Here is a 13,105-nt window from a genome sequence, read left to right as displayed (position 1 = left end):
TTAAAAGAGTAACCAGATGAGCATAGATATTCATGACCAACGTATTTTGATCCTAGACTTTGGATCTCAATATACACAATTGATTGCACGCCGAATTCGAGAAATAGGTGTGTATTGTGAATTATGGGCGTGGGATGTTAGCGAAGAACAGATCCGTGACTTTAACCCTAACGGTATTATCTTATCTGGTGGCCCTGAATCTGTACATGCAGATGACTCGCCTCGCGCGCCGCAATATGTGTTTGATGCTGGCGTACCGGTTTTAGGTATTTGTTACGGCATGCAAACTATGGCGCAGCAACTAGGCGGTGCGGTACAAAGCTCTAATTTAAAAGAGTTTGGTTATGCACAAGTTGAAGTCATAGGGGAAATGGCATTATTCAACAATATCGAAGATCACATTGGCGACAATGGCAACGCTTTATTAGATGTGTGGATGAGCCATGGCGATAAAGTCAGTGCCGCGCCTCCTGGTTTTACAACTACTGCTAAAACAGATAGCTGTCCGTTTGCTGCTTTTGCAAATGACGAAAAGAAATTCTACGGCGTGCAGTTCCATCCAGAAGTGACTCACACTCGCCAAGGTGAGCGTATTTTATCTCAGTTTGTTTTAGACGTATGTGGTTGTGAAAAACTATGGACACCAGCGGCGATCATTGAAGATGCTGTAGCCAAAATGAAAAAACAAATTGGCAACGACCAAGTTATTTTAGGTTTGTCTGGCGGTGTGGATTCATCGGTTGTGGCTATGTTGTTGCACAGAGCGATTGGCAAAAACTTGACCTGTGTGTTTGTGGATAACGGTTTGTTGCGTTTAAACGAAGGACAGCAGGTGATGGACATGTTTGGCGACCACTTCGGTTTAAATATTCGTAAGATTGAAGCTGAAGACAGGTTTTTAAATGCTATGGCGGGTGAATCTGAGCCAGAAGCAAAACGTAAAATCATTGGCCGTGTATTCGTTGAAGTATTTGATGAAGAATCTAAAAAGTTAGTTGACGCCAAATGGTTAGCTCAAGGCACTATTTACCCAGACGTAATTGAATCAGCGGCATCGGCTACAGGTAAAGCCCATGTGATCAAGTCTCACCATAATGTAGGTGGTTTACCTGACGATATGCAAATGGGCTTAGTTGAACCGTTACGTGAATTATTTAAAGATGAAGTACGTAAAATTGGTCTTGAGTTAGGCCTGCCTTACGACATGTTATATCGCCATCCGTTCCCAGGACCTGGCTTAGGTGTGCGTGTATTAGGTGAAGTGAAAAAAGAATATTGTGATTTATTACGCAGAGCAGATGCTATTTTTATTGAAGAGCTCCATGCTGCTGATTTGTACCATAAAGTTAGCCAAGCTTTCACCGTGTTTTTACCGGTTAAGTCGGTTGGTGTAATGGGTGACATGCGTAAATATGATTGGGTTGTGTCATTACGTGCTGTTGAAACTATTGACTTTATGACGGCCCATTGGGCACATTTACCTTATGATTTCTTAGGTAAGGTATCGAATCGTATTATCAATGAAATAGACGGTATCTCCCGTGTGGTTTATGATGTGTCAGGTAAACCACCTGCCACTATTGAGTGGGAATAAATAGGTCACCAGCAAGTTTTAACATGAATAAAGAGTTCGAATAGTTGATGAGTAATATAAAAATAAGAGCTGCAGTTAAGGCCGACTTACCCATACTAAAAGACTTTGAGCAGGGGATTATTAACGCTGAGCGTCCTTTTAATCCTTGTTTAAAGTCTGAACACTTTTGTTATTACGACATAGGTGCATTAATAGAAGCTGATACCTCTACCGTTATGGTAGCCGAGCTTGATGGTGAACTCATTGCCTCAGGTTATGCACGTATTCGAGAATCGAAAGCCCATTTAATTCATGACCAACATATTTATCTTGGATTTATGTATGTGGCACCAAATTATAGAGGTCAGGGCATAAATCAACGAGTGGTTGAGTCGCTAATTGCTTGGGGTAAATCGTTAGGGTTTAGTGATTTTTATTTAGAGGCCTATGCTCAAAATCAACCGGCAACTAGTGCTTATAAAAAACTCGGGTTTGAACCATCATTAGTCGAACTTAAATTGTCTTTGTAAATGTTTTAGCCACTTACCGCGGAAATACAAACCTTATGGCTATTAAGCCGACCATCTATAAATTTAAGATTTCTTTATCTGACTTAAATCATGATCATTTTGATGCATTAAATCTAACCGTAGCTTTACACCCTTCTGAAACTCTAGCCAGAATGATGGCTAGAGTTTTGGCGTTTTGTTTACATGCTCATCAAGATGATGAAAAGTTATTAGCCTTTACCAAAGGGTTAAGTTCCGTTGAAGAGCCAGATATTTGGCTTAAAGGCTTAGATGACCAATTACACCTATGGCTAGACGTGGGCGAGCCCTCATTTGAGCGGATTAAAAAAGCCACCCGTTTAGCCAAGCAAACTTTTGTGTACAGTTTTAATTCCAAATCAGATGTGTGGTGGAAACACTCGCAAGCACAATTTGAAAAGCTGAATGTCGAAGTAAAACAGTTTGAATGGGAAGAAATCCAAGTATTAACCCAATTAGTTGATCGAACTGTAGAAATGTCAGTCACTATTAGCGGTGAATCCGTATATATTGCCGGTTCTGAACAACAAGTCGAAGTGAATTGGAAGAATTTGCAGTGACTTGGCAGTTATCTTTACTGGGCTGACCTTTATTAAAGCATTTGCCGAAACTAGTATTTATCGGCACAATGTGCGGCTAAAATTTCCAATAAGAATTTTCAATATCTCTAATGTCCAATAAGTTTGACTCTATTCGTCCATACGAAGACGCTGATATCCCCGTTGTTTTAAATAAACTATTTAATAATAAAGAGTTTATTGCCAGTTTAGTGGCCTTTAAGTTCTCTGCTTGGCCTAAGTGTTTACGACCGTTTTTGGCATATTTAACTCGTAGATATATTCTTAAACAAATGGCTAATGTGAAGACTCCGAGAGATTTCCAGCATCTAATCAGCCCTTATATGGAGCGTATGATCAGCACCACCACTTCGTCATTTACTGTGAGTGGTCTAGATAAATTAGATTTATCCCAAGCTTGTTTGTTTATCAGTAACCACAGAGATATTGCATTAGATCCGGCTTTTGTAAACTGGGCCCTGCATATGAACGAACAAGATACAGTTAGAATTGCGGTGGGTGATAATCTACTTAAAAAAGAATGGGTAGCTGACCTTATTCGCTTAAATAAATGTTTTATTGTTAAACGTTCGGCAACTGACAGACGTGAGAAACTAGCTGCTGCAAAATTGCTTAGTGAATACATTGAGTTTACCTTGAATTCTGAGCATCAGCATATCTGGATAGCACAAAGAGAAGGCCGTGCTAAAGATGGCAATGATCAAACTAACCCTGCGATCATTTCTATGTTGTCGTTAAATAAACCCAAAACCACTGAGTTTGCTGATTACATTAAAAGTTTACGAATTGTGCCTGTGTCAATTTCTTACGAATTTGATCCTTGTGATATTAGTAAGGCAAAAGAACTTCAACAACTTGAAGATGAAGGCTGTTACGACAAACCTGATAACGAAGATGTGCGCAGCATAGTGAATGGTATTACCGGGCAAAAAGGTAAAGTACATGTACATTTTGGTGAGCAGCTTATCGGCGAGTTTGAAAATGCCAAACAAGTGGCTGAACATTTAGATACAGCAATATTGTCTGGTTATAAACCTTTTTCTACTGGTCCTGTGGCTGCGGATATGTTGAATACAAGTGTGGATTATTCTAGCAATGATAAGCTTGAAAGCTCAGCTAAAGAATATTTGCTAAAACGCATGCAAGACTTGTCAGACAAAGAACAAAATAAATTGTTAACTATGTATGCTACTGCATTTTTGAAGCAGCAAAGTTAGATTTTTTGAAAGAAACCAAGAACCTTATTTTTAATTAAATATTAACAAAATAAGGTTCTTTTAAAAGTGAGAGTAACTCTAGGCAACTTTGTCTTTTTTCAAATCGTCAAACTGACGATGTAAATCATATTTTTCATCAGTGACAATTTTTTCTAGGGTTTCAATTCGTTCACGCATGGCTTCTACTTGTTGTTGTAAATCAAGGGTTGCTTGATCTGGCTCTTGCGACGATTTGGATTTTTTGCGGTTTTTAGGTCCATTTACTAACTCAACTACTGCCCAACATGCTATGGCGACTATAGCTATGGCTGTCATATTCATTTTGTTGTTCCTTTTTCTTTGTCTCAGATAATAAAAAGTTTATGCTTATGTGACATACAAAGCAAATAGTTGACCAGAATTAAAACTTCTTGAATATCATTAGGTTATAATTTTTTTGATTAAATAACCATATTCATATTGGTTAAATTGGCTAACTATTTGATGAAATTCGCCAAATTATTAAAAGTGTGAAATCTTTTGAATAAACAACAAGATGAAAAGTGGATGCGGCATGCACTGTCGCTTGCAAATAATGCTGAACAACAAGGTGAGATCCCAGTTGGGGCTGTTTTAATAAAAGATGGTCAAATAATAGGTGAGGGCTGGAACCAATCTATTCTTCAGCATGATCCTTCTGCTCACGCAGAAATGATGGCTATTCGTCAAGCTGGTTGCGTGATTGAAAATTACCGACTTATTGATACAACTTTATACGTCACCTTAGAACCATGCCCTATGTGCGCTGGTTTGTTAGTGCATAGTAGAATTAGGCGATTAGTGTTTGGCGCGTCAGATTATAAATCTGGAGCAGCGGGTAGTGTGATGAATTTATTGCAGGATGAAAAGCTCAATCATCAAGTTGAAATTAGTTCAGGGGTATTGGCTCAAGAGTGTGGAGATAGATTATCTGCTTTTTTTAAACGACGTAGAGCAGAGAAAAAGAAATTAAAACAGAAAAAGCGTGAAGAAAGCTAGTACTTCAAAAAATACTAGCAAGCTTCTGCTAGGTCTTCGTTTAATTCAGTGACTTGGAAACTTTGTCTACGTGAAACTACTTTTTGATGAACACGTTTTAAAAGTTGTCGTCTACGGCTGTTACTCGATAGCGACCTTCTATTAGATATGGTTGTACGTTTTTTCATTTTAACTCCTTTGTTTTATTAAAATTCACTAAACCTTCCTTGCTTACTATGAACCATAGAAAGCTCAAAAAGTTTCATTAAACACAAAATAAAGCAAGATTGTTACTAGATTGTGACAAAGTTAGATTGAATTGATTTAATTTTGAGCAGTAATTGAAGTGCTAGAGTTTTCTATTGCTGGTTGAAGTTCGTTAATAGGTGCGCCTTTTTCTGAAGGTGATTGCTCTTCCAAAATCTGTGGAGGCTGATCATCTAACCAAACTAAGGTGTCGTAATATCTTCGGATGTTATCAACATAAGCTACAGCTTCGTTACCGCGAGCATAACCATACTTAGTGGTTTTGTAGTAACGTTTTTGCCTTAGTTGGAGAAGACGCTGTTTAACATCAACCCACATATCTGGATTGCCACCTTGTCGATCTGTTAGCACTCGAGCATCTTCCAAATGGCCTAAGCCAATATTATAAGCGGCTAGAGCAAACCAAGTGCTGTCAGGCGGCTGAATACGCGCAGGGATCCGTCTCAAGATACTGGCTAAATAAGTCGAGCCACCTTTGATACTTTGTTCCGGGTCGAGCCTAGACTTGATGCCCATATCTTTTGCTGTGGCCAGAGTTAACATCATTAACCCGCGTACACCCGTTACCGATTTAGCATTAGGTTTCCAATGACTTTCTTGATAACTCATAGCAGCTAACAATCGCCAATCTAAATCCCCAGAGTATTGTTCAAACCATGGTTTAAACTTTGGTAAAATATCTCTTACCGATTTAATAAACTCTCTGGTATCGACATAGTTGAAGTTTCTTACATGGCCAAAATATTTATCTTCAAGTGCGGCTAAGGTGCCATTACTTTGAATTATGCCAAAGTATTCGATAAGTGCCGCTAATAATGAGTCGTCTTGATTTTTATTAACCGCCCACGCTATGTTTTGTTCTGGACTAACTGAAAATCCAATAGCCAGTTCAGGATGTCTGCGGCGCATAAGGGCTAAAATGTTTGAATCGGCAACTGTATAGTCCAAATCTTCGTTGAGTACCATTTCTAATAACTCTTCAACGTCTTTGTCTTCAGTTTGTTGCCAACTAAGTTGAGTATAGTTCTGTTTGACTTTGAGCAAACTTTCATGATGGCTACTATCAGCTATCACCACTAATTCGCCGTTTAAATCTTCGATTTTTCTCGGCCATTCTTTGCCTTGTTTGAATACCAGTTTTTCACTAGCTTGTTGATAAGCAGGCCCAAATGTAAAGGTTTGGGCTCGTTCAGGGCTAACCGTTATTCCCGCTGCAACAAGATTGATATGATTGTTTGCTAATTGTGGGAATAGTTCACTTAAGTTGTAGAAGGGGAAAACTTCAAGTTTAACCCCTAAATAATTGGCGAAACCGTCGGCTAGTTCATATTCAAAACCAACTGGCCCAGAAGGGCCATTGTAATAGTTAGTCAGGCCGTATGTGGTGCCTACTTTTAAAACACCCGTGTCTAACACCTCAGCTAAGTTTGAAGGTTGTTTAACATCGTTACAGCCGCCTATTACAAGCAATGAAGCAATCGAAACTAAGCGAATAAATAAACGGATAATTCTGACCTCTTGGACAATAAACAGTGATAACTACTTGGGTTCATATTTCTATTGTGACCAAAATAAACTAAATCATCCAGTGCTTTAGTTAGGTAAAGCAAAGTAGTAACAACAAAAGAGTGTTAATTCAGCATCTAGACTTATCAATTTGATCAAATTGACCTATAATTCGCGCCTTAAAATTTCCCATTAATTGATTCGCTAACATAAGTTGTTTAGTGAATTCTGCTACAAGGTGATGACCATAATGTTAGTGCTTCGCGGTACGCCTGCTTTATCTGATTTTAGAGTTGAAAAGTGTCTTTCTCAATTTGCTGAAAATGACCTTCCTGTCACGGGTATTTATGCCGAATATGTACACTTTGCTGAAGTTAAAAGTCCTCTATCGGATCAGCAAAGTGAAGTATTGGCTAAACTATTAACTTATGGCCCATCTATCCAAGAGCACGAACCTGAAGGTTTATTGTTGTTGGTCACACCTAGACCAGGCACCATTTCTCCTTGGTCTTCTAAATCAACCGACATAGCTCACAATTGTGGATTAACCTCGGTGCAAAGATTAGAGCGCGGCGTGGCTTATTATCTACAAGCTGAAAACCTGACACCAGAGCAATTGCTTAAAGTTAAAGGTTTGTTACATGACCGCATGACAGAAGTGGTGTTAACTGATTTGGCTCAAGCCGAAACGTTATTTGTGCAAGGTCAACCTACAGCACTCACTTCAGTGAAAATGCTTGAAGAAGGTAAACAAGCGTTAGAGCAAACAAATATTCGTTTAGGTTTAGCCTTAGCGGACGACGAAGTGGATTATTTGTTTGATAACTTTACACGTTTAGGCCGTAATCCAAATGATGTTGAGTTGTATATGTTTGCTCAAGCAAACTCAGAACATTGTCGTCATAAAATATTCAATGCCGATTGGACCATAGACGGTCAAGAGCAACCTAAATCATTGTTCAAAATGATTAAAAATACCTATGAACATTGCGGTGAAAATGTTCATTCAGCCTACAAAGATAATGCTGCTGTAATGGAAGGCAGCTTTGCTGGGCGTTTCTTCCCATCAGCAGATAGTAATGAATATTCTTATCATCACGAAGATATTGATATCTTAATGAAGGTTGAAACCCATAATCATCCGACAGCAATTGCACCGTTTTCTGGTGCAGCTACCGGATCAGGCGGTGAAATTCGTGATGAAGGAGCTACTGGCCGAGGTTCAAAACCCAAAGCGGGCTTAGTAGGATTTTCGGTTTCTAACTTACGCATTCCAGGTTATGAACAACCTTGGGAGCAAGATTACGGTAAACCTGCCCGTATCGTTAATGCCTACGACATTATGATGGATGGGCCTTTAGGGGGCGCAGCATTTAACAACGAATTTGGTCGTCCGAGCATCTTAGGTTACTTCAGAACATACGAACAAAAAGTAAATAGTTTTAACGGTGAAGAAGTTCGCGGTTATCACAAGCCCATCATGTTAGCCGGTGGTTTAGGTAACATTCGTAAGCAACATATTCAAAAAGGTGAAATCACAGTAGGCGCTAAATTAATTGCCTTAGGTGGCCCAGCCATGAATATTGGTTTAGGAGGTGGGGCTGCATCATCCATGGCTTCTGGGCAATCTAATGAAGATCTAGATTTTGCATCAGTACAACGTGGTAACCCAGAAATGGAACGCCGTTGCCAAGAAGTTATCGACAAATGTTGGCAATTAGGTGACAAAAACCCCATTCAATTTATCCATGATGTGGGCGCAGGCGGATTGTCTAATGCTTTCCCTGAGTTAGTCAGTGATGCTGGTCGTGGCGGGCGTTTTGAATTACGCAATGTACTTAATGATGAACCAGGCATGTCGCCACTAGAAGTTTGGTGTAACGAGTCTCAAGAACGTTATGTCATGTCGGTCGCCCCGGAAAACTTAGAGCTGTTCACTGAAATTTGTCGTCGCGAAAGAGCTTTGTTTGCAGTTGTAGGTGAAGCGACAGCTGAAGAACATCTTACTCTAAGTGATAGTCATTTTGAGAATAACCCTATCGATATGCCACTTGACGTGTTGTTAGGTAAAACACCTAAAATGCACCGTGATGTGCAATCTAAAAAATTAGATACACCAGCAGTTGATACTAGTGTGATGGAACTTGCTGAAGCGGCAGAGCGCATTTTAAGTTTACCTACAGTAGCTGAAAAAACATTTTTAATTACAATCGGTGATCGCTCAGTAACAGGCATGGTATGTCGCGACCAAATGGTTGGGCCTTGGCAAGTACCAGTGGCCGATGTAGCTGTTACCGCTAGTGCTTATGACACCTACCAAGGTGAAGCTATGGCTATGGGTGAACGCACTCCTATTGCTTTAATTAATTATGCAGCTTCAGCTCGTATGGCAGTGGGGGAATCTTTAACCAACATTGCCGCTGCTGATATCGGTGATTTTAAGCGTATTAATTTGTCTGCTAACTGGATGTCGGCAGCTGGTCACCCAGGTGAAGACGCTGGTTTGTATGAAGCCGTTAAAGCAGTCGGTGAAGAGTTATGCCCAGCACTGGATATCACAATTCCAGTGGGTAAAGACTCCATGTCGATGAAAACCACTTGGCAAGAAGATGGGACTGATAAGTCTGTTACATCACCTTTATCTTTGGTGATTACTGCCTTTGGTGCGGTTCAAGATATTCGTAAAACCTTAACTCCAGAGCTAAATACTCAAGTAGCAGAAACTGAATTATTGCTAATCGATTTAGGCCAAGGTCAAAACCGTTTAGGTGCATCTTGTTTAGCGCAAGTTTATCAACAATTAGGTAATCAAGCGCCAGATGTTGATTCTGCGCCACTACTCAAGGGCTTCTTCTTAGCGATCCAACAATTAGTAACAGATAAGATGTTACTTGCTTATCATGACCGCTCTGATGGTGGATTATTTGCCACATTAGTTGAAATGGCTTTTGCTGGTAAAACGGGTTTAGATATCAATTTAGATAGTTTGACAGGTCAACCTATCGAAATATTATTTAATGAAGAATTAGGGGCTGTAGTGCAAATAGCCTCTGAGCATAAAGAAAAAGTGTTAGCTGTGTTGGCTGAACATGGATTACAAAAAGTAGTACATGAAATTGGTGGATTAAATAACACAGACCAAATCGTATTCTCACAAAATAATCAAGTTGTATTAGAAAACAGTCGAGTGGCTTATCGTCAAACTTGGGCGCAAACCACACGCCATATGCAAAAACTTAGAGATAATCCTGAGTGTGCTGAGCAAGAGTTTGCAGCCAAAGCAGACGCAAAAGATCCTGGTTTACACGCCAAGTTAAGTTTTGATGTGACTGAAGATGTAGCCGCCCCATATATTGCCAAAGGTTTAGCACCTAAAATGGCTATTTTACGTGAGCAGGGGGTTAACTCCCATGTGGAAATGGCTGCCGCATTTGATCGCGCTGGATTCAGTGCCATAGATGTTCATATGAGTGATATTTTATCGGGTAAACAATCTCTTGAAAATTTTAAAGGTTTAGTCGCTTGTGGTGGATTCTCTTATGGTGACGTTTTAGGGGCAGGCGAAGGTTGGGCAAAATCTATTTTGTTTAATAACATGGCTCGTGATCAATTTGCAGAGTTCTTTGCTCGTAACGATTCATTTTCGCTAGGTGTGTGTAATGGCTGCCAGATGTTATCTAATTTGAAGTCTTTAATTCCTGGTGCTGATTTATGGCCTCACTTTGTGACTAACCAATCCGAGCGCTTTGAAGCACGTGTTGCTATGTTAGAAGTTAAAGAATCTAAGTCAGTATTCTTTAATGGAATGCAAGGTTCTCGCATGCCAATTGCGGTTTCTCATGGTGAAGGTCGTGCAGAGTTTGCTGCCGAGCAAGGTGCCAACACGGCTCTACAAAGCTCTGCCGTCGCTTTGCAGTATGTTGATAACTATGGAAAAGTGACTCAACAATATCCAGCTAATCCTAATGGTTCACCTTTAGGAATTGCAGGGTTAACTAGCGCTGATGGCCGTGCCACTATTATGATGCCACATCCTGAACGTGTATTCAGAACAGTCGCTAACTCTTGGCATCCAGCCGATTGGCAAGAAGACGGTGCTTGGATGAGAATGTTTAGAAATGCGCGAGTTTATTTAGGTTAAAATAAGCTTTAAATTCACGTATTAACTCATAAGTAAGGCGCTAAGTAATTAGCGCCTTTTTTATTTACCCTAATTCATTCTGAAACAGCTTGTTGACTTCACAATATTTTTACATGTCAATAGTACTTAAGACTATTTTTGATTACTTTATAATAAAACCCTTGTATATCAGCTAAATAGAGACTATATTATTTTGCGTGTTGACAAGGACGAAAACATCTGCGTATTAGCCACTCAAGGACGTTTATTAAATTAAAAAGTAATACAACAAAATAATAAGAGACGCACATGAATCGTTCGAATAAAGGTTTTGGTTTAGCGGGTGTATTAGTCACTGTCATTGTACTAATTGTTGCCGCTATTATGAGTGCTTCTGCGACTTCTTCAGATTATCCTCAGTCTTCTGTTCAATCATCATCTGCACAAACAAGCACATCTCAATCTTCTAATCCAAATTAATCATCCTTAAACTTTACTTTTGGCCGTAGGTTTCTCGATTATGAAGTTTTTGCTCTTGGTTTTTCTTCAATAGAGCGTACACAGCTAAGTTGCCGCCGTGTTTAATTTGGGCGGTATGAAAAGCGATGATTTCCGGCATTTGTATTAACCATTGATTCAAGTAACTTTTTAACATGGCTGGAAAAGGTTTACTGTGTAAACCAAGACCATGCTTAATTAATAGAGTTCTTCTACCTTTGGCGTGAGCTTGTTGAACTTGATTAAACACTGTAGTTCTTGCTTGTTCGAATTTAAGTTGTTGTAGGTTTAACACAGTATCAATTTTATATTTACCCAACCTTAGGTTTTTGAACACACCATCTTGTATGCCATTTTGTTTAAAACTCAGGTAGTCGTAGGGGTCAATAGGTTTGACGTCGCCAGTGGTTAAATAATTATTAGTTTGTTGCTGTTCAAGTTCAATAGCTTGTCTTTTTAGCTGTTTAGCCAAAGCGTTTTTATTTGTTGTGGTTTGCACTACTTGTGTGTTCTTGAGGGGAATGACATCTTTAAATTCATTCAGGAACTCATCAAAATCGTCTTTGTGGTTACTATGTCCCATGTTAACTCCTGAATTAATTTATGCTTTTACTCTATGGGTATATTATTCAGATTTCAATGGGAACTGTTTTTTAAAAGGTATATTAGGAATTGTTTTTTGGTTATATAAAAAAGCCAGTTACAAAAACTGGCTTCTAATAATAAATTTGGATAATTAACAGACTTCTTTAAATAAAGACTCATCGTAAATTGTGGTGTCTATGATACTTTGCGCTAGTTGAACACAGGTCCCACACTTAGAGCCTACACCTAAGTTATTTTTAAGTTCACGCATATTACCCACACCGTCTTCTAGGACAGCCTGTTTAATCATTTTATCTGTAATGCCGTGACACAAACAAACGTACATAAATAACCTTAGTAATATTGATGTAAATAAGAATAATTGTTATTCACATAAAGATCAAGAGTTAGATCGATTCATTTATGTGCACAAAAGAAATTTATTCGGAATATTTGTACTCCAAGCATTGTTTTTTGCTTATCTGTACTTATATGTCTAATGTTTAATAATTTATTTGAAGAGCAGAATTAATTTTAATTTCTGTCAACCTTAAACTTAACGAGTCGGAGAAATACATGAGTGTTTTAGTTAGTCGTCCAGCACCAGATTTTACTGCAGCTGCAGTACTTGGAAGCGGTGAAATTGTAGATAGTTTTACCCTTAGCGAAGCCATCAAGGGTAAAGCAGCAGTATTGTTTTTCTATCCTCTAGATTTTACATTTGTATGTCCTTCAGAGTTAATCGCTTTTGACAAACGTTACGACGAGTTCAAAAAGCGTGGCGTAGAAGTAATTGGTGTATCTATTGATTCTCAATTCAGCCACAACGCATGGCGTAATACTCCAATTAACGACGGCGGTATTGGCCCAGTTAAATATGCTCTTGTTGCTGACGTTAAGCATGACATTTGTCAGGCTTATGATGTTGAGCATCCAGATGCTGGTGTTGCTTTCCGTGGTTCTTTCTTAATTGATAAAGAAGGCGTGGTTCGTCACCAAGTAGTGAACGATTTACCTTTAGGTCGTAATATTGATGAAATGTTACGTATGGTTGATGCATTAAACTTCCACGAAGAGCACGGTGAAGTTTGTCCTGCTGGTTGGCAGGAAGGTTCAAAAGGTATGGATGCAAGCCCAGCTGGTGTTGCTAGTTATCTTGCTGAGAATGCTGACGACCTTTAAGTATCAGTACTCTTTTAGCTAGAAAGGTATTAAAT

The 13,105-nt window shown here is 39.1% G+C and carries 13 protein-coding genes; 8 read left to right on the top strand and 5 right to left on the bottom strand.

What is annotated here, in order from left to right; genetic code table 11:
* Positions 1–16: 16 nt before the first annotated feature.
* From guaA to L0668_RS17850, 4 genes are all read left to right on the top strand, one after another.
* On the top strand, positions 17–1,594 hold the full coding sequence (gene guaA / locus L0668_RS17865; protein ID WP_235314092.1) for a glutamine-hydrolyzing GMP synthase: 1,578 nt from the start codon (positions 17–19) through the stop codon (positions 1,592–1,594).
* 47 nt (positions 1,595–1,641) lie between these two features.
* Positions 1,642–2,103: a GNAT family N-acetyltransferase gene (locus L0668_RS17860; RefSeq protein WP_235314091.1), complete on the top strand. Its 462-nt coding sequence runs from the start codon at positions 1,642–1,644 to the stop codon at positions 2,101–2,103.
* A gap of 35 nt (positions 2,104–2,138) precedes the next feature.
* Positions 2,139–2,681 carry a YaeQ family protein gene (locus L0668_RS17855; RefSeq protein ID WP_235314090.1) on the top strand — a complete coding sequence of 181 codons (543 nt, stop codon included), beginning with the start codon at positions 2,139–2,141 and terminating at the stop codon, positions 2,679–2,681.
* 110 nt (positions 2,682–2,791) lie between these two features.
* Entirely contained in the window at positions 2,792–3,916 is a 1,125-nt protein-coding gene (locus tag L0668_RS17850; protein ID WP_235314089.1) for a 1-acyl-sn-glycerol-3-phosphate acyltransferase, read from the top strand.
* A gap of 78 nt (positions 3,917–3,994) precedes the next feature.
* On the opposite strand, the gene L0668_RS17845 is transcribed toward L0668_RS17850, so the two are convergent.
* Entirely contained in the window at positions 3,995–4,237 is a 243-nt protein-coding gene (locus L0668_RS17845) for a phage shock protein B (protein WP_235314088.1), read from the bottom strand.
* Positions 4,238–4,435: 198 nt separating this feature from the next.
* On the opposite strand from L0668_RS17845, the gene tadA reads away from it, so the two are divergent.
* On the top strand, positions 4,436–4,933 hold the full coding sequence (gene tadA, locus L0668_RS17840; RefSeq protein ID WP_235314087.1) for a tRNA adenosine(34) deaminase TadA: 498 nt from the start codon (positions 4,436–4,438) through the stop codon (positions 4,931–4,933).
* Positions 4,934–4,947: 14 nt separating this feature from the next.
* On the opposite strand, the gene L0668_RS17835 is transcribed toward tadA, so the two are convergent.
* Positions 4,948–5,100, bottom strand: a complete 153-nt coding sequence (locus tag L0668_RS17835) for a hypothetical protein (protein WP_235314086.1) — start codon at positions 5,098–5,100, stop codon at positions 4,948–4,950.
* Between the two features lie 136 nt (positions 5,101–5,236).
* A complete protein-coding gene (gene mltF, locus L0668_RS17830; RefSeq protein WP_349815657.1) occupies positions 5,237–6,673 on the bottom strand; it encodes a membrane-bound lytic murein transglycosylase MltF in 1,437 nt (478 codons plus the stop codon).
* A gap of 262 nt (positions 6,674–6,935) precedes the next feature.
* Here mltF and purL point away from each other — a divergent pair, with 262 nt between their 5' ends.
* Both purL and L0668_RS17820 read left to right on the top strand, forming a co-directional pair.
* On the top strand, positions 6,936–10,826 hold the full coding sequence (gene purL / locus L0668_RS17825) for a phosphoribosylformylglycinamidine synthase (protein ID WP_235314085.1): 3,891 nt from the start codon (positions 6,936–6,938) through the stop codon (positions 10,824–10,826).
* 288 nt (positions 10,827–11,114) lie between these two features.
* Positions 11,115–11,285 (top strand): hypothetical protein, encoded by a 171-nt coding sequence (locus tag L0668_RS17820; protein WP_235314084.1) that lies wholly within the window; start codon positions 11,115–11,117, stop codon positions 11,283–11,285.
* Between the two features lie 13 nt (positions 11,286–11,298).
* Here L0668_RS17820 and smrA read toward each other — a convergent pair whose 3' ends face one another.
* Together smrA and L0668_RS17810 are read right to left on the bottom strand one after the other, a co-directional pair.
* On the bottom strand, positions 11,299–11,886 hold the full coding sequence (smrA, locus tag L0668_RS17815; RefSeq protein WP_235314083.1) for a DNA endonuclease SmrA: 588 nt from the start codon (positions 11,884–11,886) through the stop codon (positions 11,299–11,301).
* A 153-nt stretch (positions 11,887–12,039) separates the two neighbouring features.
* Entirely contained in the window at positions 12,040–12,234 is a 195-nt protein-coding gene (locus L0668_RS17810; protein WP_235314082.1) for a (2Fe-2S)-binding protein, read from the bottom strand.
* Between the two features lie 230 nt (positions 12,235–12,464).
* Between L0668_RS17810 and L0668_RS17805 the strand changes: the two genes are divergently transcribed.
* Positions 12,465–13,070, top strand: a complete 606-nt coding sequence (locus tag L0668_RS17805) for a peroxiredoxin C (protein ID WP_235314081.1) — start codon at positions 12,465–12,467, stop codon at positions 13,068–13,070.
* The last annotated feature ends 35 nt before the right edge of the window (positions 13,071–13,105 follow it).

It is taken from the genome of Paraglaciecola algarum, assembly GCF_021532655.1.
GTDB classification, from domain to species: domain Bacteria; phylum Pseudomonadota; class Gammaproteobacteria; order Enterobacterales; family Alteromonadaceae; genus Paraglaciecola; species Paraglaciecola algarum.
Note: the sequence above shows the minus strand (reverse complement) of the source record. Positions and strands in the feature narration are given on the sequence as shown.

Bases quoted from the DNA above. Each gene is read 5' to 3' on its own strand.
- guaA (WP_235314092.1), top strand. From the start codon at position 17: ATGAGCATAGATATTCATGACCAACGTATTTTGATCCTAGACTTTGGA.
- L0668_RS17860 (WP_235314091.1), top strand. From the start codon at position 1,642: ATGAGTAATATAAAAATAAGAGCTGCAGTTAAGGCCGACTTACCCATA.
- L0668_RS17855 (WP_235314090.1), top strand. From the start codon at position 2,139: ATGGCTATTAAGCCGACCATCTATAAATTTAAGATTTCTTTATCTGAC.
- L0668_RS17850 (WP_235314089.1), top strand. From the start codon at position 2,792: ATGTCCAATAAGTTTGACTCTATTCGTCCATACGAAGACGCTGATATC.
- L0668_RS17845 (WP_235314088.1), bottom strand. From the start codon at position 4,237: ATGAATATGACAGCCATAGCTATAGTCGCCATAGCATGTTGGGCAGTA.
- L0668_RS17835 (WP_235314086.1), bottom strand. From the start codon at position 5,100: ATGAAAAAACGTACAACCATATCTAATAGAAGGTCGCTATCGAGTAAC.
- purL (WP_235314085.1), top strand. From the start codon at position 6,936: ATGTTAGTGCTTCGCGGTACGCCTGCTTTATCTGATTTTAGAGTTGAA.
- L0668_RS17820 (WP_235314084.1), top strand. From the start codon at position 11,115: ATGAATCGTTCGAATAAAGGTTTTGGTTTAGCGGGTGTATTAGTCACT.
- smrA (WP_235314083.1), bottom strand. From the start codon at position 11,886: ATGGGACATAGTAACCACAAAGACGATTTTGATGAGTTCCTGAATGAA.
- L0668_RS17810 (WP_235314082.1), bottom strand. From the start codon at position 12,234: ATGTACGTTTGTTTGTGTCACGGCATTACAGATAAAATGATTAAACAG.
- L0668_RS17805 (WP_235314081.1), top strand. From the start codon at position 12,465: ATGAGTGTTTTAGTTAGTCGTCCAGCACCAGATTTTACTGCAGCTGCA.